21 protein-coding genes and 1 tRNA gene are annotated in these 19,050 nt (G+C 35.2%); 2 read left to right on the forward strand and 20 right to left on the reverse strand.

Translation table 11 applies throughout. The features are described 5' to 3' along the window. Positions 1-54: 54 nt before the first annotated feature. From FD688_RS07010 to FD688_RS07065, 12 genes are all read right to left on the reverse strand, one after another. Positions 55-1,764 (reverse strand): proline--tRNA ligase, encoded by a 1,710-nt coding sequence (locus FD688_RS07010; RefSeq protein ID WP_138742378.1) that lies wholly within the window; start codon positions 1,762-1,764, stop codon positions 55-57. Positions 1,765-1,786: 22 nt separating this feature from the next. Then, positions 1,787-3,058 (reverse strand): RIP metalloprotease RseP, encoded by a 1,272-nt coding sequence (gene rseP, locus FD688_RS07015; protein ID WP_138742379.1) that lies wholly within the window; start codon positions 3,056-3,058, stop codon positions 1,787-1,789. A 19-nt stretch (positions 3,059-3,077) separates the two neighbouring features. Next, positions 3,078-3,866: a phosphatidate cytidylyltransferase gene (locus tag FD688_RS07020; RefSeq protein ID WP_054450153.1), complete on the reverse strand. Its 789-nt coding sequence runs from the start codon at positions 3,864-3,866 to the stop codon at positions 3,078-3,080. A 15-nt stretch (positions 3,867-3,881) separates the two neighbouring features. Then, a complete protein-coding gene (locus FD688_RS07025) occupies positions 3,882-4,640 on the reverse strand; it encodes an isoprenyl transferase (protein WP_138742380.1) in 759 nt (252 codons plus the stop codon). Between the two features lie 68 nt (positions 4,641-4,708). Next, positions 4,709-5,107, reverse strand: coding sequence for a hypothetical protein (locus FD688_RS07030; RefSeq protein WP_034531688.1), 399 nt, complete (start codon positions 5,105-5,107; stop codon positions 4,709-4,711). 22 nt (positions 5,108-5,129) lie between these two features. Beyond that, positions 5,130-5,693: a ribosome recycling factor gene (gene frr, locus FD688_RS07035; RefSeq protein ID WP_138742381.1), complete on the reverse strand. Its 564-nt coding sequence runs from the start codon at positions 5,691-5,693 to the stop codon at positions 5,130-5,132. Positions 5,694-5,696: 3 nt separating this feature from the next. Beyond that, on the reverse strand, positions 5,697-6,419 hold the full coding sequence (gene pyrH, locus FD688_RS07040) for a UMP kinase (protein WP_041152361.1): 723 nt from the start codon (positions 6,417-6,419) through the stop codon (positions 5,697-5,699). Positions 6,420-6,552: 133 nt separating this feature from the next. Further along, positions 6,553-7,428, reverse strand: coding sequence for a translation elongation factor Ts (gene tsf, locus FD688_RS07045; protein WP_054450157.1), 876 nt, complete (start codon positions 7,426-7,428; stop codon positions 6,553-6,555). 113 nt (positions 7,429-7,541) lie between these two features. Further along, complete coding sequence (gene rpsB, locus FD688_RS07050) at positions 7,542-8,288, reverse strand: 30S ribosomal protein S2 (RefSeq protein ID WP_034531696.1); 747 nt, start codon at positions 8,286-8,288, stop codon at positions 7,542-7,544. Between the two features lie 159 nt (positions 8,289-8,447). After that, positions 8,448-9,446, reverse strand: coding sequence for a D-2-hydroxyacid dehydrogenase (locus FD688_RS07055; protein WP_054608233.1), 999 nt, complete (start codon positions 9,444-9,446; stop codon positions 8,448-8,450). Positions 9,447-9,505: 59 nt separating this feature from the next. Beyond that, entirely contained in the window at positions 9,506-9,790 is a 285-nt protein-coding gene (locus FD688_RS07060; RefSeq protein WP_138742382.1) for a GIY-YIG nuclease family protein, read from the reverse strand. Then, positions 9,780-10,532 (reverse strand): tRNA1(Val) (adenine(37)-N6)-methyltransferase, encoded by a 753-nt coding sequence (locus tag FD688_RS07065; protein WP_138742383.1) that lies wholly within the window; start codon positions 10,530-10,532, stop codon positions 9,780-9,782. Before FD688_RS07065 ends, FD688_RS07060 begins: the two co-directional genes overlap by 11 nt. A gap of 86 nt (positions 10,533-10,618) precedes the next feature. Here FD688_RS07065 and FD688_RS07070 point away from each other — a divergent pair, with 86 nt between their 5' ends. Further along, on the forward strand, positions 10,619-11,242 hold the full coding sequence (locus FD688_RS07070; RefSeq protein ID WP_054450163.1) for a lysophospholipid acyltransferase family protein: 624 nt from the start codon (positions 10,619-10,621) through the stop codon (positions 11,240-11,242). A 42-nt stretch (positions 11,243-11,284) separates the two neighbouring features. Here FD688_RS07070 and FD688_RS07075 read toward each other — a convergent pair whose 3' ends face one another. Both FD688_RS07075 and FD688_RS07080 read right to left on the reverse strand, forming a co-directional pair. Continuing rightward, positions 11,285-11,503, reverse strand: a complete 219-nt coding sequence (locus tag FD688_RS07075) for a YneF family protein (protein ID WP_034531707.1) — start codon at positions 11,501-11,503, stop codon at positions 11,285-11,287. A gap of 70 nt (positions 11,504-11,573) precedes the next feature. Beyond that, the gene (locus FD688_RS07080) at positions 11,574-11,831 is read right to left on the reverse strand and encodes a DUF896 domain-containing protein (protein ID WP_034531709.1); all 258 of its coding nucleotides are present in this window, start codon (positions 11,829-11,831) and stop codon (positions 11,574-11,576) included. Positions 11,832-11,917: 86 nt separating this feature from the next. Between FD688_RS07080 and lexA the strand changes: the two genes are divergently transcribed. Next, positions 11,918-12,553, forward strand: a complete 636-nt coding sequence (gene lexA, locus FD688_RS07085; RefSeq protein ID WP_054604837.1) for a transcriptional repressor LexA — start codon at positions 11,918-11,920, stop codon at positions 12,551-12,553. Here lexA and FD688_RS07090 read toward each other — a convergent pair. The 6 genes from FD688_RS07090 to recJ form a co-directional block, all read right to left on the reverse strand. Then, positions 12,550-12,990 (reverse strand): nucleoside 2-deoxyribosyltransferase, encoded by a 441-nt coding sequence (locus FD688_RS07090; RefSeq protein ID WP_138742384.1) that lies wholly within the window; start codon positions 12,988-12,990, stop codon positions 12,550-12,552. The genes lexA and FD688_RS07090 overlap by 4 nt on opposite strands. Before the next feature lie 9 nt (positions 12,991-12,999). Continuing rightward, positions 13,000-14,166 (reverse strand): hydroxymethylglutaryl-CoA synthase, encoded by a 1,167-nt coding sequence (locus FD688_RS07095; protein ID WP_138742385.1) that lies wholly within the window; start codon positions 14,164-14,166, stop codon positions 13,000-13,002. A 102-nt stretch (positions 14,167-14,268) separates the two neighbouring features. After that, complete coding sequence (locus FD688_RS07100) at positions 14,269-15,414, reverse strand: family 20 glycosylhydrolase (protein ID WP_138742386.1); 1,146 nt, start codon at positions 15,412-15,414, stop codon at positions 14,269-14,271. A gap of 673 nt (positions 15,415-16,087) precedes the next feature. Then, a tRNA-Ser gene (locus FD688_RS07105) sits at positions 16,088-16,174 on the reverse strand. 31 nt (positions 16,175-16,205) lie between these two features. Next, a complete protein-coding gene (locus FD688_RS07110; RefSeq protein ID WP_138742387.1) occupies positions 16,206-16,724 on the reverse strand; it encodes an adenine phosphoribosyltransferase in 519 nt (172 codons plus the stop codon). A 20-nt stretch (positions 16,725-16,744) separates the two neighbouring features. After that, positions 16,745-19,048 carry a single-stranded-DNA-specific exonuclease RecJ gene (recJ, locus tag FD688_RS07115; RefSeq protein WP_138742388.1) on the reverse strand — a complete coding sequence of 768 codons (2,304 nt, stop codon included), beginning with the start codon at positions 19,046-19,048 and terminating at the stop codon, positions 16,745-16,747. Between the last annotated feature and the right edge of the window lie 2 nt (positions 19,049-19,050).

Genomic DNA, 19,050 nt, shown 5'->3' on the forward strand with positions numbered 1-19,050 from the left:
TACCTCCATCCTAAGTCAGCTAAAAAAGGTCAGTCTCTTCAACTGACCCTTTTTTTATTTCAAATCTTTAAGTAAGATTTTAACAGTGTTAACAACTTCTTCTTGCTTAACTTCAACAGTTTCGCCAGTTTTTCTAATCTTAATTTCTACGATTCCTTCACTAGCTTTCTTACCAACAGTAACTCTGATTGGTAATCCAATTAAATCTGAATCGGCAAACTTAACTCCGGCTCTTTCTTTTCTATCATCAGTTAAAACATCAAAGCCTTCATCCTTAAGTTCTTTTTCAATAACATCAGCAACACTAACTTGAGTTTCATCCTTTGTATTCACAGGAATCAAATGAATATCAAATGGTGAAATTGACTTAGGCCAAATTAAACCATTGTCATCAGCTTGTTGTTCAGCAATGGCAGTTAGTAATCTACTAATACCAATACCGTAACAACCCATTACAACAGGCTTTTGACGACCATTTTCATCCAAGACGTTTGCATCTAAGTCCTTTGAGTATCTAGTTCCTAGTTTGAAGATATGAGCAATTTCAATACCACGAGTGAACTTCAATACACCAGAACCGTCTGGTGAGATTTCGCCTTCTTCAACTTCTCTAAAGTCACCGTAAGCAACGTCTTCAAAATCACGTTCTGGGTTAACGTTAGCAAAGTGGTACCCATCTTCATTAGCACCAGCAAATGCATTAGTCATATCTTTAACGTAGTTATCTGCTAACACAGTTACAGATTCATCTAGGTTAAATGGACCAACATATCCTCTTGATGTGTTGGTAAATTCTTTAATTTGTTCATCATTTGCCAAGTCAAAGAACGAAGCACCAAGATGACCCTTAACCTTAACATCGTTAACTTCGTGATCACCTCTAACTAAAACCATCACTGGTTTTTCGTCAGCAATGAATAGAACACTCTTTATAACGTTTGAAGCATCTGTGTCTAATAGTTCAACATCATCTTCGATTGATTTTACGTTTGGAGTAGTAATCTTTTCTAATTCTTTCTGAGTTTCATTAGACTTTTCAGGTACGTACATGCTCTTAGCCATTTCAAGGTTAGCAGCATATTCGCTATCGTCTGAATAAACGATGGTATCTTCACCAACAGCAGCTGGTGCAGAGAATTCGATTGAATCTGAACCACCCATAGCACCACCATCACCAATGATAGTACGGTAATCTAAACCGACTTGGTCGAAAATCTTACGGTAAGCATCTTCCATTTGGTTATAGATACGATCTAGGTCAGCATCATCAATTGAAAATGAATAACCATCTTTCATGATAAATTCACGTCCACGTAGTAAACCGTTTCTTGGACGTTCTTCATCTCTGTATTTTGGTTGAATTTGGTATAACACTAAAGGAAGTTTTTTATATGACTTAACTGAGTCACGAATGATTTCTGTGTAAGTTTCTTCGTGAGTTGGTCCTAGAATAAAATCAGTGTCATGTCTGTTCTTTAGCTTAAATAAAGCTGGACCGTAAGTTTGTAATCTTCCTGATTTTTCCCAAAGCTCTGCAGGTAATACTGCCGGCATAAGAGTTTCATTCGCGTCGATTTCGTCCATTTCCTTACGAATGATGTTTTCAATTTTTGAAATTACTTTATATGCCAAAGGCAAGTATGCATACATACCTGCTGAAATTTGCTTAATGTATCCAGCTCTTAACATTAACTTATGACTAAGAGCTTCAGCACCCTTTGGCGCTTCTTTTAGCGTTGGGATTAACATTTTTGATTGCTTCATAAAAATCTCCTTAAATATGTTCTTAATGGATAAAGTATCTTTGAATGTCGTTAATTGTTACTAGTAGCATCAATACAACTAAGAATGCAAAACCAATAAGGGTAACAATTGTTTCGACTTTTTCAGAAGTTGGTTTTCTTCTAACAGCCTCAATTATATTCATTAATATTTTACCACCATCTAGGACCGGAATTGGAATTAAATTCATAATTGCTAAGTTAATTGATAAGAATGCGATAAAGTAAACTACTCCTTGTAGTCCTAATTTAGTAGCTTGTGACGTGGAAGCATAGATTGCAACCGGACCACCTAAGTCATTTAAACTAAAGTGACCAGATACCATGTAAGCCAATTCTGACACAAGTTGCTTAGTCATGTTCCAAGTTCTGATAAAACCAGAGAATAGTTTGGTTGTAAAACTAGAATCGACCGTATTTTCAATTCCAATTAATCCATATTTTTTTCCATTGTTCTTTTGTGATTCAGTGGTTAATTTAATTATTTTAACTTGACCATCTCGTTTAACTACTAAAGTTATCTTTTGATCTGGTCTAGCTTGAATTGCTGAGCTTAATTGATTCCAGCTGTTGGTCTTTTGATTATCGACCTGAACAATTTTGTCGCCATTCTTAATTCCGGCATCCCTTGCAACAGAATGTCCTTGAATTGGAATGACAGTATTTTGGGTTGAAGCCACCCCACCTTGCATGAATGTCAAAATTGTAAATGCAACAATGGCTAAAATCACATTATTAACAATCCCAGCTGCATTGGTTAATAACTTTTTGAATACTGGTGCGTTTTGGAATTGAACATCTTCTGGTGCAATTTGAACTTTTGTCCCGTCATGTTCAACCATTAACGCATCATGATTTACTTTAAATCTCTTAACTTCTTTATTATTATCTTGATAACCCTCAATAAATAACTTGTGTTCAAGATCAACATTAGAAACTTCAAGAGGTAATCCATCTAAAGTCTTTTGTTTTTGACTGGTATTAATTAAAATAACTTCATTTTGTTCATTAAATTTAAGTGTAACTGGAGTACCAGGATCTAGTTCCTGTGAATCGTTATCGGCAATCCCAGCCATTCGAACATATCCACCTAAAGGAAGAATACGAATTGTGTACGTGGTTTGATTGTGACGATAAAAGAAAATCTTTGGACCCATTCCAATAGAAAATTCTCTAACCATTATTCCTGATCTTTTGGCAACGATAAAGTGGCCAAATTCATGAACAAAAACTAAAATTCCAAAAACAATAACGAAAGCTAGTATTGTGATAATCAATTAAATCACTCCTTTACATCTAAATAATGCCAAATAGGTGAAGAAGTGGCAAAACAAATAGTAAACTATCAAATCTATCTAAAATTCCACCATGTCCTGGTAAAATTTTTCCAGAATCTTTAACTTGGTAGTATCTCTTAAGAGCTGATTCAACTAAATCACCAAATTGACCAGCAATTGATAATACAAGAGTTACGATAACAGCAACAAGTAGTGATGTATGACCAACAGAGAAGTAGTACATCCATGCAGTAGCAATGATAGTTGCTAATAATGATCCACAAATTGATCCTTCCCATGTCTTATTAGGACTTACATGTGGAGCTAGTTTGTGTTTACCGAATTGCTTACCAAAAATGTATGCACCTGAGTCGGTTAACCAAACGATAAATAACGCGTAGAACAATACTGCGATTCCAACATGTCTAGCAGCAATAAAGTAATGAAAGCCCATTCCAATATATAACATTGCTATTGTAATTACACCGGCATCATCAAATGAAAAAATGTTCTTAGTAACAACATTTCTTAACATCAATAGCATTACTACTAAGTAGAATAAAAAGTTAACTGATAGAAATGATGGTAGATCATTGAACCAGTTACTTGGTGCAATTAATAATGTTACACCAATAAATGATAGAATTGCTTCTGGTGAAATCACTAACTTTTTCTTCATAATTAGTACTTCAGACATCGCAACAATTCCTAAAGCAATTGCTCCAATTTGAATAAAAATGCCACCCAATAAAACTATTGGCACAAATAATAATAAGGCAATAATTGCCGTTAATACTCTTGTTTTCATAATAATCTCCTAATGTTACTTGTTTTTTAATCCCCCAAAACGACGATGACGTCCTTGGAACTTAGCAATACAATTCATTAAATCTTCTTTAGTGTAGTCAGGCCACTTAGTGTCGTCAAATACAAATTCACTGTATGCAACTTGCCATAATAAGAAGTTAGATAATCTTTCTTCCCCACTTGTTCTAATTAATAAATCTGGGTTAGAAAATTCACCAAGTGATGAGGTCATTAGATTATCACTAACGACGTCCTTATTAATGTCGTCGACGTTTAAACTACCATCAGATACCTTTTGAGCAATCTTTTGAACTGCGGTAACGATTTCGTCTTGGCTTCCATAGTTTAAAGCAAAGTTTAAAATCATTCCATCGCATTCCTTGGTATCCTCGATGGCATCATTGATAGCTTTTTGTGTAGATTTAGGTAATTGATCTACATATCCCATCACGTTAACTTTAACGTTATTTTTTACTAAATCAGGTACAAAAGTAGAGAAGAATTTCTCTGGTAAGTCCATCAAGTAGTTAACTTCTTGATCCGGACGTTTCCAGTTTTCGGTAGAAAAGGCGTACAAAGTTAATGCCTTCACACCTAAATCACTAGCTGCTTTTGTAATGTCCTTTACCACATTCATTCCCTTTTTATGTCCAGCAATTCTTGGCAAATGTCTTTGTTGGGCCCATCTTCCATTTCCATCCATGATAATGGCAATATGTTTGGGAATATTATTGTAGTCAAGTTCTGTGGTAGTTTTTTTCTTAAACTTAAACATATATACCTCGCCTATTAATACAAATAAAGGATGAGAAACAATCCTCATCCCACATTTGTAAAGTTATTTTATTGGATTAATCTCCATTCGCCACGTTTAGCTTCTACTAAAGTTTCGAAATATTTTAATAATTGGTTAGCGTCGTTTGGACTATGTTCACCTAAAAGATTTAATCCTTCACCCGTAGGAATTGGATCACTTAAATCTGTAATTTCAGTTTCATTTTCAATTGTTGCTTCAGTAAACGCAACAATCCAATCATCTTCGATTAATTGTGAAACCACAAAAAAGATGTTGAAATCGTCTGTAACATATACCGGCATAACATAGATTCCATCTTGAATTTCTTCAAGTTGATTACCATTGTAAGACAATGCTTGCTTGGTATCATCGTTCATACTTTCAGATAGTTTGAAAACCATCTTATTGAATTCCTCTGTACCTGGTGTAACTTCTTGTTCTTGCATGGTGACATCTCCTTTTATTAATTTATCCGTTTAGTACTTCCTTTTCTTTGGCAGCAATAACGTCATCTAAATCTTTGATTTGTGAATCTGTCAACTTTTGCACCTTGTCTTCTAATGCGTGAGTTTCGTCATCTGTAAAGTCATCATTCTTGTTACCCTTCTTTACAGCGTCCATAGCTTCACGACGAACATTTCTAATAGCAACTTTACCTTGTTCACCGGCAGCCTTAACCTTCTTAGAGATTTCTTTTCTACGTTCTTCAGTTAGTTGTGGAACAACTAAACGGATGTTATCACCATCATTAGCTGGGTTAATACCAATATCAGCTTCAAGGATTCCCTTTTCAATATCATCTAAAGCTGACTTATCATATGGAGTTACCATAATAACTCTAGCCTCAGGGACAGTGATTGAAGCAATTTGGTTTAATGGTGTTGGTGCACCATAGTAGTTAGCAGTAACACCGTTTAAAAGACTAGCGTTAGCTCGACCTGCTCTAATACTTGCTAATTCTTGTCTTAATGATGCAATTGACTTTTGCATCTTGTCTTTTGCTGTATCTAAAATTTCATTTTGAGTTGCCATACTTTATTTCCCCTTAACTGTAGTTCCGATTTTTTCACCCTTAACAACTTTTTCAATGTTGCCGGATTCATTTAAGTTAAACACTACTAATGGAATATCGTTGTCCATTGATAATGAACTTGCTGTAGTATCCATTACTTGTAGGTTCTTGTTAATGATATCCATTTGAGTTAATTCATCAAATTTAACAGCATTTGGATCCTTGTTAGGATCAGCTGAGTAAATACCATCAACTCCGTTTTTAGCCATTAAAATAGCATCTGCATGTACTTCCGCAGCACGTAAAGCAGCAGTTGTATCTGTTGAGAAGAATGGGTTACCTGTTCCACCAGAGAAGATAACGACACGATTCTTTTCAAGATGACGAACTGCCTTTCTACGAATATATGGTTCAGCAATTTGTCTCATTTCGATTGAGGTTTGAACTCTTGTTGGAACACCAAGTGATTCTAAATTTTCTTGTAATGCTAAACCGTTCATAACAGTTGCTAACATTCCAATGTAATCAGCTTGTGTTCTTTCCATGCCCATTTTTGAACCAGCTACTCCACGCCACATGTTACCGCCACCGACAACAATAGCAATTTGAATTCCTAGTTCGTAAACATTTTTTACTTCTTGCGCAATTTTTTTGATTACAGGTGGGTTAATACCGTGACCTTCATCACCAGCAAGTGCTTCACCACTTAGCTTTAAAACAATACGCTTATATTTTAAGTCAGACATCGAATTTCCTCCATTACATGATCGTTAATTTAATTTTAGCATAATATGAAATTGAAAAACAGTTTATAACTGCAATTATTTAATTATAAATATGTATAAAAAAAGGATACGAATCCGTATCCTTTTTCATTAATTATTTGATTTGTGAGTTAACTTCATCAGCAAAGTTAGTTTCTTCTTTTTCAATACCTTCACCGACTTCGTAGCGAACAAAGGCTTTTAGTTGACCGCCGTTTTCCTTAACATATTCAGCAACAGTCTTGTCTGAGTCCATAACGAATTCTTGGTCAGCTAAACTAATTTCAGAAAGGAACTTGTTTAGACGACCTTCAACCATCTTTTCAACGATGTTTTCAGGCTTGCCTTCTTGTAGGGCTTCCTTCTTTAGTTCTTCTCTTTCAGCTTCTAGTCTGTCTTGAGGAACATCGTTTCTGTCTAGGTATTCTGGCTTAGTAGCAGCAATGTGCATTGCAACGTGCTTAGCAACAGTTTCGTCAACACCTTGAATTTGAACTAAGGCACCAATTAGTCCTTGGTTGTGTAGGTAGTGACCAAAGCTTTCGTCATCGTTCTTAGTTAAAACAACGAAACGACGTAGAGTGATCTTTTCACCAGTAATTTGAGTAGTGTTGATGATCTTGTCGTTAATAGTTTCACCATCAACGTCAAGTGCCAAAGCAGCTTCAACATCAGCTGGCTTAGCTTCAACAATCTTAGCTGCGATTAAATCAATTAGGTTCTTGAAGTCATCGTTACCTGAAACGAAGTCAGTTTCAGCGTTAACTTCAACGATAGCAGCATCATTACCGTGAGTAACAACACGAGTTAAACCAGCAGCGGCAACACGGTCACTCTTCTTTTCAGCTTTTGCGATACCCTTTTCACGTAAGTATTCTAGAGCTTTCTTTTCGTCACCATCTGAAGCAACTAAAGCTTTCTTAGCATCCATCATACCTACACTTGTCTTTTCACGTAATTCTTTTACTTGAGCAGCAGTAATCTTTGCCATTGTTATGGCCTCCTTAAGTTTTATATTAAAAAAGGCCGACTCATCCCAGGCCTTATCGGTCCAAAAACATGAGTCAGCCTAAGTGTTCAAACAAAATCAATATTTAAAAAATATTACTTGTCTTCACTTTCATTTTCATCTTTAGTGTCTTCGAATGTGCTTTCGCTAACATTTTCTTCACCTTGGTTACCTTCAATGATAGCGTCAGCCATCTTAGCAGTAATTAGACGAACGGCACGAATAGCGTCATCGTTTGATGGGATAATAACATCAACGTCATCTGGATCAGTGTTAGTATCAACCATAGCAACGATAGGAATGTTTAACTTGTGAGCTTCGTGAACAGCAATTTGTTCTTTACGAGGGTCAACGATGAACATAACATCTGGAATCTTAGGCATGTCTTCGATACCACCAAGGAATTTTTCAAGCTTGTCAGTCTTCTTCTTTAGAAGAGCAACTTCCTTCTTAGGTAGTCTTTCGAAAGTACCATCTTCAGCCATCTTCTTAAGATCCTTTAGGTACTTGATACGACTTTGGATAGTGTCCCAGTTAGTTAAAGTTCCACCTAACCAACGGTGGTTAACGTAGAATTGACCTGCACGTACAGCTTCTTCTTGGATTGAGTCTTGAGCTTGCTTCTTAGTACCAACAAATAGTACAGTAGCGCCCTTAGCAGCTTCATCCTTCATAAAGTTGTATGCTGAATCAATCATCTTAACAGTCTTTTGTAAGTCGATGATGTAGATTCCGTTACGTTGGGTAAAGATGTATTTCTTCATCTTAGGGTTCCAACGACGAGTTTGGTGACCGAAGTGGACACCAGCTTCTAGTAATTGTTTCATAGAAATAACAGCCATGTTAATAGCCCTCCAAAAATAGTTTTTTCCTCCCCGTCAATCTATCAATTCAGAAACTATCAATCGATAGCACTATCTGAGTTGTCATGACAGGTGTGAATTGGTAATAAATACCGAATATTATTGTATATTAAACTCCAATATTTATCAAGCTAAATATTACAATTTAACAATCTTATCTGATTTACCTGTGTTGATTAGGTCTCTGTTAGCATCCAATGATAGAGTAACCATGTTTCTAACCGCTGTTTCAGTGTAGAAAGCAATGTGTGGAGTAATCAAAACATTGTCTCTGCTCATTAGGTTCTTTAGACGATCATCTGAGATATCATCGAAACTATCAAAGTTAACATTGAAGACACCTACTTCTGATTCATAAGTATCCAAAGCAGCACCTGCTAGTTTACCTGAATCTAATGCCTTGATTAACGCGTCAGTATCAATTAGTGAACCACGAGCAGCGTTAATAATGTATGAACCATCTTTCATTTCTGATAAAGTCTTGTCGTTTACCATGTGTTCATTTTCCTTAACGGCTGGTGCGTGAAGTGAAATGATATCAGCTTGTTTGTATAAATCGTCTGGAGTATCAACGTAGATACCTTGTTTTTCTAGTTCAGGGTTTCTAAATGGATCATATGCAATCACTTTTGCGCCGAATCCACGACAGATATCAACTAATACGTGACCAATACGACCTGTTCCGAAAACACCAACAGTCTTTGAATTTAATTCTTGACCGATTTCAGGTGCCCATCTTAAGTCACCTGAACGTTGCTTGTCTTCAAAACGTTTTGTATTTCTTAGTAATCTCATAATTTCAGTAATTGCTAGTTCAGCAATTGCATTTGGAGAATATGCTGGAACATTTGTTACAGTAATCCCATTTGCTTTTGCAGCATCAGCATCAACGTTGTCTACACCAACGTTTCTTAGTGATAGATACTTAATGTTAAAGCTACCTAATTTATCTAAAATTTCTTTCGTGTATGGTTTTTGTTGGTAAGCAACCACACCATCAAATCCATTGGCTTCTTCAACAGTTGATGAATCAAGTAATTTAGTTTCAACCTTTACTTCTACTTCCGGATTTTTTTGTTCCCATTCTTTTAAATATGGCATTTCATCATTTCTGATTCCATAAGCAATAATTTTCAATACAAAAACCTCCAAATATTCATCGTTACGGTTAGAATTATAACACTTTACATCGTATCTTAAAGACTTAGGCCGTATTTAGCTAACTTTACCCCATTTTCATTTAGGTATTCTAACTTCTTGGCTCTACTTTGATGCTTAAAATGATACTCGGCACTCAAAGCATCATGTTTATTGTCAAAACTTTCGGAATATATCATTTCGACGGGCAAATGATTGCGGGTGTACTTAGCACCCTTTCCGCTTTGGTGTTGTTCTAATCGATGCTTCAAATCAGTCGTGTACCCTCCATATAATGAATCATCCCCACACTTTAAAACATACATATAAAACTTATTCTCCATATAAAATCTTCCTTACAAAATCTGTATATTCGTTTGAATTGTCCTTATAAACAAAAATTGGTGGTAGTACCTTAGTTCCACCATTCTTTCCCGCTTTAATTCCTTCAACTAGAATCATGTTTGATTCTTTTCCCTCACGTGGATAAATGTATTGAATTCTTTTTGGCATTACGTTGTGAGATTGCATGGCATCAAATAGTTCTAGCATGCGATCAGGACGGTAAACAAAGAACGCTTTAGCGTTGGTCTTTAAAAGTCCCTCACACACGGTTAGGATTTTATCTAGATTAGTTGTGATTTCATGTCTAGCGATTGCTAAATATGGATTTGGATTTTTCTTACTGTCCTCTAAATCAGGAAAATAAGGTGGGTTACAAGTTATCACGTCAACAGAATCCTTTTCCACATAATCAAATGTATTATCAAGGTCATCATTTATAACGGTCAACTTGTCATCTAAGTTATTTAGACTAACACTGCGTTTTGCCATGTCAGCCAGTTTGTCTTGTAGTTCGATTTCGTAAATATGTCCATTGGTTTTATGTGACATAAATAACCCAACTGCACCATTGCCAGCACACAAATCGATAGTCTTTGAAGCACTCTTCTTGGGCAATCTAGCAAAGTCTGCTAAAAGCACAGCATCCAAAGAGAATGAGAACACTTCAGGATTTTGAATTATCTTTATATCATTACTATATAGTTGATCTATTCTTTCGTTTTCCTTTAAAACATCGTCCACTTGAATATTCCACCTTATTTTTTTCTTGCATAAATCAATAATAATAGAATACTATTAAATAATAAAGTACGAGAGGAGTTTATTTAATGTATTCTTTTTTAAAGTTCTTATGTAGAATCATTTTATATCCAATTAACGGAATGCCTAAGTTTGAAAATAAACAAAGAATTCCGGAAGGCAATTACATATTAGTTGCACCGCACCGTACATGGTTTGATCCATTGTACTTTGCCCTAGCAGCAAGTCCTAAAGAATTTGCTTTCATCGCTAAAAAGGAACTATTCAAAAATCCACTTTTAGCATACGTATTAAGACATGCAAACGTATTAAGTGTTGATCGTGAAAATCCTGGTCCATCAGTAATTAAGGAACCTGTTAAGATTCTTCAAAACACTGATAAGTCACTAATCATTTTCCCTTCAGGAACTAGACATTCTCAGGCTCTAAAAGGTGGCGCTACTTTGATCGCCAAGCTTTCTAAAGCACCTTTACTTCCTGCTGTTTACCAAGGTCCACTTACATTTAAGAGTTTGTTCTCACGTAAGAAAGCTGTCATCAACTTTGGTGATCCTATTTACTTGGACAAATCAATTAAGCTAAACGAAGAAGGTCAAAAAGCAGTCGAACAGCAAATGCAAGATGCTTTCGATAAATTAGATAAAGAAATTAATCCTGACTTTAAGTACGTTGATCCTTCATCAAAAAAATAAGCAATAAAAAAAGACTTAATCTTTGAATTAAGTCTTTTTTATTTATTTGGCGTTAGCCTTCATACTGTTCATCATTTGATTTAACTTCTTAGCTGAAGGTTTTTGACCCATTTGTAGCATCATTGCTCTTAATTGATCCTTGTTAATTGGGGGATTATCTTTAAGATATTTTTCCATGTACTTACGTGCCATGAAGAATCCACCGATCAAACCTACGATTAAAGCTAAAAGAATTAGGATAATCCATAAGAATGTTGACATAATTCTTCCTCCTCCCGTTAGTTACTAATATTAATTTTACACAACTTAATTATTAAATTCAAAAAAAGTTTTAATCGTCACGTAAACCTTTTTTACGTTGAACTTCCTTAACCTTTTCTGGTGTAACTTCTTTACCTTCTTTATTGAAAACTTGAACCATTTCAATTTGGCTTCTCATGTTTTCTTTAAAGCGTTTTAGGTATTGTTTTCTAAGGTCAGCTCTTTCAGCTTCTTCTTCCTTAGTCAATCCACTTTCCTTAGCTTTGTGTGCTAATTCGTTAATACGTGGAATAAGTTTCTTTAAAATTGGATCTTCTGCTTCTGACATTTAATTATCTCCTTTGCGAACATTTGTTTTTATTTTCCCGTTATGCTATATTAAAGCTATTATATTACAAGAAACGGGGTATTTATGTGACTTTTTCAAAAGAAGAAAAGACTTCTAAACAATTAGCTATTTTAGAATTTATCTGGAAAAGAATCAATAGCCAAGGCTATCCTCCTACAGTAAGAGAAATAGGTGAAGCCGTTAATCTTTCATCCACATCAACCGTCCACGGTCATTTAAGTCGCCTTGAAAAGAAGGGTTTTATCGTTAAAAATCCTGCTAAACCAAGAGCACTTGAAATCACCGAAGATGGTCTTAAGAAAATTGGTGTTAACACTCACCCTGGTGAAATCCCTGTTTTAGGTACCGTTGCTGCTGGTGAACCAATCCTAGCGGTTGAAGATACATCAGAGTACTTCTCAATGCCCGACCAATACGAAAACTCAGATGATGTTTTCATGTTAGTCATTCAAGGTGAAAGTATGATCAACATCGGTATTTTAAACGGTGATAAAGTCATCGTTAAAAAGCAATCAACTGCTGAAAATGGTGATATAGTTATTGCAATGACTGATGAAAACGAAGTCACTTGCAAACGATTCTTCAAGGAATCCAATCACTATCGCTTACAACCTGAAAACGATAACTTAGCTCCAATCATATTGGATCATGTATCAATCGTTGGTAAGGTTGTCGGATTATACCGTGACAGTATTTTTTAAAATACTTCACCTTCGTAGTGATATTCAGGCATTTCTTGGAAATCAAATTTTTCAACATCGGATACCTTTGTTAGATATGATTTTGATCCGTTTGATAACATCAAGTTAACAATCGCATCTTTTTCATGGAATAAAACAACTGGTTTATCAATTGCATAAGCATACCCAATTTCGAAGGCTGTACCGCTGTCAACATTGTCGCCTACAAAGTCGATAATCGCGATAACGGCATCAGCTTTTTTTATTTCATCCACATCAAGTTGAAAAACATCTTTAGACCATTGGCTACTACCAATTTCTTCCCCGTCGTTTACATTTGAGTTTCTTGGGCTAAAGTATTCTGAAACTGAAGGATTGTTATCCAATGCCTTTTCAATTCTTTGAATACGGTCAATTTGTTCATCATCGAAAAATGGTCCTGCTAAATATAATTTCATGTCAGTCTCCTACTTTCTTCCATAAATTCTTTGGTGGTCTTTTACCCCTTCAAGGAAAAATTCCGCCTTATCATTACTAGTATCCAACTTGATATCACCATCAGCGATTGGAATCCAGTTAGTAAAGATTTCTTCGTAGTCTTCAACAGAAACTTGTTTTCTTGACTTCAAAGCATCATCTAATGATTTAGCTAATTCATCATTTCTAAAGTTATCCTTTAGTTTCATTGGGAAAAATTCACCCTGTGCACCAGAACCATAACTGAATAACGCAATACGATCACCAGATTGTAAATCATCTGAGTTATTAATTAATGATAGGAAGTTCAAATACAATGAACCGGTGTATAGGTTACCAACATTTTCGTTGTAAATACGACCTTGTTCGAATTCTTTCTTCAAGTTAACTTGTTGTTCTTCATCGGCTTCATCAATGATTGATCTTAGTGCCTTGATTCCCATCTTTGGATAAGGTAAATGGAATGTCATTGCTTTGAAATCGGCAATGGTTTGCCCAGTGATTTCCTTGTATTCATCCCATGTCTTCTTGAAGAAATCAACGTAAACATCGTTTGAATAATGACCATCAACAACGGCTTCTGTTCTGTACAATGGTCTCCAGAAGTCCATTACATCATCAGAATAGAATGTGCTTGGGCCATCGAATTCGGCAATTAAGGGGTTAGCAGAAATTACCATGGCAACGGCACCCCCACCTTGAGTAACTTCACCAGGTGTCTTAATACCGTATCTAGCAATATCGGCACCAATTACTAAGGCTTGTCTTTCAGGATGGTTTTGCACATATTCTTTGGCCATTTGAAGACCAGCAGTTGCACCATAACAAGCTTGTTTGATTTCAAAAGCACGAGCTCGACGGTTTAACCCTAACATGTTTTGTAAGTAAATGGCAGCAGATTTGGAGTTATCTACCCCGGTTTCTGTTCCAAAAATAATTAAATCAATTTTTTTACGATTATCATCATCAATAATCTTGGTACAAGCATTTGCTGCCATTGTGACAACATCTTGGGTATTTGGAATTACAGCTTGTTTCTTTTGGCCAATTCCAATCAAATACTTGTTTGGGTCTTCGTTTCTAGCGTTAGCTAGATCGACCATATCTAAATACATATCTGATGAGTAAAAACTCATCTTGTCAATTCCAACATTCATAATGATAATCCACACCTTCATATAAATATTATTTTAATTGTACTATGAAACAACGTTATTCACAAAAGAAATAACAAAAAGGCGCACCGTTAAGTGCGTCTTTTATTTTTCAAATTGTTTTTTAGACTTTAGGAATTTATCAGCATAGTAATAAGTCTTTTGGTAGGTTTGTTCACCTGTGTATTGGTTAGGATATTCACCCCAGATTGAGAATGCCGCTCCAATATTGTTCTTGCTCTTAGCAAGATTCTTTTTGGATTGGTCATTCCACATGCTCATCTTCCACTTCTTAAATTCACTTGTCCAAATTTTCTTTGATTCTTTTGTGAATGAAGTAGGATCTGTAATCATGTATAGGTAGTAATTATTGTAGTTAATTGTCTTAAAACCGGCCTTGTTTAGTTCAGGCAAAGTGGCACGCATTCTGATGTTATCCTTACGGTCCTTACTTGAACTAACCTCACCAGTTAAACTCCAGTAATTAATCAAAATATCCTTGTGATACTTATTTAAAACCGCTTTATGGAAACTATCATTCCACATTTCAAGTTTTAAATTATGTTGTTTAACGTAATCATCAATTGCATTGATGTATTTAACAGCAGCATTTTGGTCACTACGATTATTAATGGTGATTTCATCAGCACCAACAATAATGTGGTATCCCTTTGGTAATAATCCTACGTATTCACTCAAAAGTTTCTTAGAAAAATCTAGAGTCGCCTTCTTGTGGTAGTACATTTCGTTATAACCATCTTTGTTATCCAATTGTTTAGCTAACTTCTTACCAGAAGAGGTGTATGAAAGAAGTTTGATGATTGATTGGTCATGACCTGGAAGGTCAATTTCTGGTATAACTTCAATGCCATTCATGTACCCATATTGAATGATATCCAATAATTGATCCTTGGTTAAAAACGCTCTTTTAGTCTTTTTGTTGTAGTAAACACCATTTTTTTCATATGAGTTCTTAACGGTTTGACCCAAAGTAGAACTTTCAACACCATATCTCTCATTATCATTTAAGTGAAGTTGAAGATATGTACCGTGATCTTTTTTAAGTAAATTAATGTACTTCTTGATTGTTGATGGTGCGTAGTATGTTCTTGAACAATCCAATGATAATCCAATTCGTTTGGTATTGTTATTAGTTGCTGCTAGGGTCTTTTTAGAAAGTGAACCCATTTGAACAAAAATCAAAATTAAAGCAAGAACTGCTCCTATGATTAGATATCTTTTTTTCGGCATAATCACCACTCTTTTCTTTGCGATTATTATATTTTTAGTATAGCATTAAAATTTCATAAATCTATCTATTTTCATATTTTGTAATCATTATGAAATAGTTACATGTTAATAATAGTGTTTTAACCTTAAATCTAATTTAAATCGAAGATATATAATAATTTGATTATTTTCTACGGTGATATGATTAAGGATGTCACAATTACACATGTATAATAATAGGAGTATGTTATATGTGAAAAAGGGGTCATCAATTTTTATTAAACTGATATGCACATTGATAAACTTTTCATTAATTGTATTTAAAATGTTTGGAGTTTGTTCTAACTGGTACTCAGCTGAAACTTACTCAAATAATTTAAAAATAGATTCAGTAATTGTTATTCAACTTTTGTTTGTATTGTTAGCATTAATTCAAATCATTTCATTCTTCATCCGTAAAGTAGATTTGAAAAAAGTGATGATTTCTCTCGTATTATTCATATTAAGTTTTGTCCTTTACATATTACAAGCAGCAACAATGCAATTTCTTGCATGCATTTTAAAAATTCTTCTTTTTTTAATAATTGATAAAAAAGTATTTAGCTTAAATTGAAATTCCTAAATAAAAAGCACCCTACTATCTGTATAGTAAGGTGCTTTTTTCTTTTACATTTATGATCATGAAAATATCAAAAGGAGAGTACAGGAGTCGAACCTGCCCGCCGGTATTACCGGTTCGTCGGATTTCGAGTCCGATGCATTACCGCTCTGCCAACTCTCCATAATAAGGATGCAATAAGCATCCAATAATTTTAGTATTTTAGTAAGCTAAGAATATCGTAATCCTTAATCTTTTCTCTACCCTTTAATGCTTCAATTTCAACAATGAAAGCAGCTCCTACAACAATTCCACCAAGTTGTTCAACAATCTTGATTGTTGCTTCAATTGTTCCACCAGTTGCAAGTAAATCATCAGTGATAAGTACTCTTTGACCAGGCTTTACGGCATCTGAATGTAGATAAAGTGATGACTTTCCATATTCTAATCCGTATGAAGCACTAACCGTCTTACCAGGTAACTTACCCTTCTTTCTTGCTGGTACAAATCCAATCCCTAAATCATAAGCAACTGGACAACCAACAATGAAGCCACGCGCTTCGGGGCCAACGATTAAGTCGACTTTCTTTTCTTTAGCATATTTTACTATCTCATCGGTAGCTTGGTGATATGCTTGTCCATCTTCCATTAATGGTGATATATCTCTAAATAAAACACCAGGTTCTGGAAAATCTTCGTAACTTGCAATATAGTCATGCAAATCAAGTGCCATTAGCCAATAACTTCCTTTCATTAACCCAAACAAATGCGAATATCTTGTTTAAACTTCTCTTTACTAATCGTTAAAAGTCGTTTCTCAGCTTCGATTTGTTTCTCTCTATTCTGGTATGCGCGACTATTAGATAAATCACTATTTACCAGATCAGGATTATAATTCATAATTCCATCATTAATATAAACGAAATTTAATTCATTAAATACATCTACCATGAAAATAAACATATCACGGTCAATGCCTAAATAGCGACTAATTTCATCTACTTTATCATGTATCTGAATGTTGTTATGCGTCTTAATGAACTTAAATAGTTTAGCATATTGAGCACGGTTTGGCATCCCTTTTTTCAAAATATAATGATTTTTAAAAAGGTAAAATGTCACGCTATTAAAACTAATTTCACTTAAAGCATCCTTCAAATGTGAAATATCACTAGGACAATCAACAATTATTATATTATCAAATTTATCAAATGAAGACAAATCAGGATATAAACCAACCGTGGAGTCAGAGCCTACAAATGGACGCAATTTGTTGTAAAGCTTTTCATTAAAGAACAAGTATGCAGCAGCCGGTTCAAACATTTCCTTTGCAACAACTTGTGTTCTTTTATCAACAATTTCAACACCGCTACTGTACATATCATCCAACATAATTTGAATAGTCGTGCGACCCTTCCAGGTATTCTTTTCCAAGTGACCAGCAACTTTCATTGAATCACTATTGGCCAATAGGTCGTCAGATAGTGCACCATTCTTAAACGCTAGTACATTGACCTTGCTACCATGATCAACCATTTGAAATTTTAGATGGCTATTATCCTTACCCATTGTTTGAACGTTAGTAACGTTTTGTGGTGTAAATTCGAATACTGGGAATTCATTGTCGGTACCAAACGGTGCCAATAATTGAACTTGGTTAAACAAGTCTTCGTTTACATCACTACAACTTAAGTCCGCAAAAATGTTCAATGGTGCTTTAACTTGGTCTAATAATTCGTGTTCCTTAGCATATTCATCTAAGTGTTCAGTGAATGCCGTGACGTCATCTTCTTTGATGCTTAGTCCAACAGCCATTTCATGTCCACCAAATGAAACCATTTGATTCCTCATACCATTGATCGCATCGAATAAATTAAATCCATCGACACTTCTACCTGACCCCTTTAGAATTCTGGTATTAGTATCCAAATTCATTACTATGCTTGGTTTATGGAATTGCTCTACCAGACGACTGGCAACGATTCCAACAACCCCTTCATGCCAATTTTGACCATATACGACCAACACTGCACTTTCTGGTTGAGTTTGTGCTTGAATAATTGCTTCAGTACTGATGTCTTCAACAAATTTACGACGCTTTTTATTTTGGTTTTCAGTGTCCTTTGCTAATTCTTCAGCCTTAATATCATCAAAGGTTGTTAATAGTTCAACCCCAGAACTTGCACTACCCATTCGACCTAATGCATTCAAACGAGGTGCTAATCCAAAACCAATGCTTTGTTCGTTAACAACTTCTTTAATCCCGGCTAGCTTAGCTAAGCTGTATAATCCTGGACGTTCAGTGTTAGCAATCATTTGTAGACCGTACTTCACAATCACTCTGTTTTCATCGGTTAAGGAAACCAAATCGGCAACGGTCCCAATTGCAGCTAAATCTAAGAATTCTTCTGGTAGTTCCCCCAATAGAGCAGTTGCAACTTTAAAAGCGATTCCCACACCTGAGAATTCGCCAAATGGGTATTCATGGCCAGGATATCTAGCATGCACAATCGCATAAGCATCAGGTAGTTCTTCTGGCATTTGATGGTGATCAGTAATGATAACATCACATCCCATTTCATTAGCGACATCGATTGATTCTTTACCAGAGACACCGTTATCAACGGTTACCATTAACTTAGTCCCGTCATTAATTATACGCTTGTATACCTCAGGGTTTGGTCCATAACCGTCTGTAAAACGATTAGGAACAAAGTATTCAACGTTGGCACCCAAATTTTCTAGTGTTTCAAACATCACTGATGTACTTGTAATTCCATCAGCATCATAATCCCCATAAACGGTGATCTTTTCATCGTTTTCGATCGCACTAAAAATTCGTTTACATGCTTTTTCCATATCGTGCAACAAAAAAGGATCTCTTAGATCACTCAACTGAGGGTTTAAGAAACCATTTATCTTGTCTTCACTGTCGTATCCCTTCTCAATCAATGATTCAACGATTCTTGGGCTAATCGATAGCGATTTCCCAATTTTCTCAGCATCGTTTGAGAGTTTCGTATTCGTATGTTTCCAATCAAAATTAGCGGAGATCATCT

Source organism: Apilactobacillus kunkeei (assembly GCF_005930975.1).
Taxonomy (GTDB): Bacteria; Bacillota; Bacilli; order Lactobacillales; family Lactobacillaceae; genus Apilactobacillus; species Apilactobacillus kunkeei_E.

Coding starts and splice junctions, on each gene's coding strand:
- FD688_RS07010 (WP_138742378.1), bottom strand. CDS start 1,764: ATGAAGCAATCAAAAATGTTAATCCCAACGCTAAAAGAAGCGCCAAAG.
- FD688_RS07020 (WP_054450153.1), bottom strand. CDS start 3,866: ATGAAAACAAGAGTATTAACGGCAATTATTGCCTTATTATTATTTGTG.
- FD688_RS07025 (WP_138742380.1), bottom strand. CDS start 4,640: ATGTTTAAGTTTAAGAAAAAAACTACCACAGAACTTGACTACAATAAT.
- FD688_RS07030 (WP_034531688.1), bottom strand. CDS start 5,107: ATGCAAGAACAAGAAGTTACACCAGGTACAGAGGAATTCAATAAGATG.
- frr (WP_138742381.1), bottom strand. CDS start 5,693: ATGGCAACTCAAAATGAAATTTTAGATACAGCAAAAGACAAGATGCAA.
- pyrH (WP_041152361.1), bottom strand. CDS start 6,419: ATGTCTGACTTAAAATATAAGCGTATTGTTTTAAAGCTAAGTGGTGAA.
- tsf (WP_054450157.1), bottom strand. CDS start 7,428: ATGGCAAAGATTACTGCTGCTCAAGTAAAAGAATTACGTGAAAAGACA.
- rpsB (WP_034531696.1), bottom strand. CDS start 8,288: ATGGCTGTTATTTCTATGAAACAATTACTAGAAGCTGGTGTCCACTTC.
- FD688_RS07060 (WP_138742382.1), bottom strand. CDS start 9,790: ATGGAGAATAAGTTTTATATGTATGTTTTAAAGTGTGGGGATGATTCA.
- FD688_RS07070 (WP_054450163.1), top strand. CDS start 10,619: ATGTATTCTTTTTTAAAGTTCTTATGTAGAATCATTTTATATCCAATT.
- FD688_RS07075 (WP_034531707.1), bottom strand. CDS start 11,503: ATGTCAACATTCTTATGGATTATCCTAATTCTTTTAGCTTTAATCGTA.
- FD688_RS07080 (WP_034531709.1), bottom strand. CDS start 11,831: ATGTCAGAAGCAGAAGATCCAATTTTAAAGAAACTTATTCCACGTATT.
- FD688_RS07090 (WP_138742384.1), bottom strand. CDS start 12,990: ATGAAATTATATTTAGCAGGACCATTTTTCGATGATGAACAAATTGAC.
- FD688_RS07095 (WP_138742385.1), bottom strand. CDS start 14,166: ATGAATGTTGGAATTGACAAGATGAGTTTTTACTCATCAGATATGTAT.
- FD688_RS07100 (WP_138742386.1), bottom strand. CDS start 15,414: ATGCCGAAAAAAAGATATCTAATCATAGGAGCAGTTCTTGCTTTAATT.
- FD688_RS07110 (WP_138742387.1), bottom strand. CDS start 16,724: ATGGCACTTGATTTGCATGACTATATTGCAAGTTACGAAGATTTTCCA.
- recJ (WP_138742388.1), bottom strand. CDS start 19,048: ATGATCTCCGCTAATTTTGATTGGAAACATACGAATACGAAACTCTCA.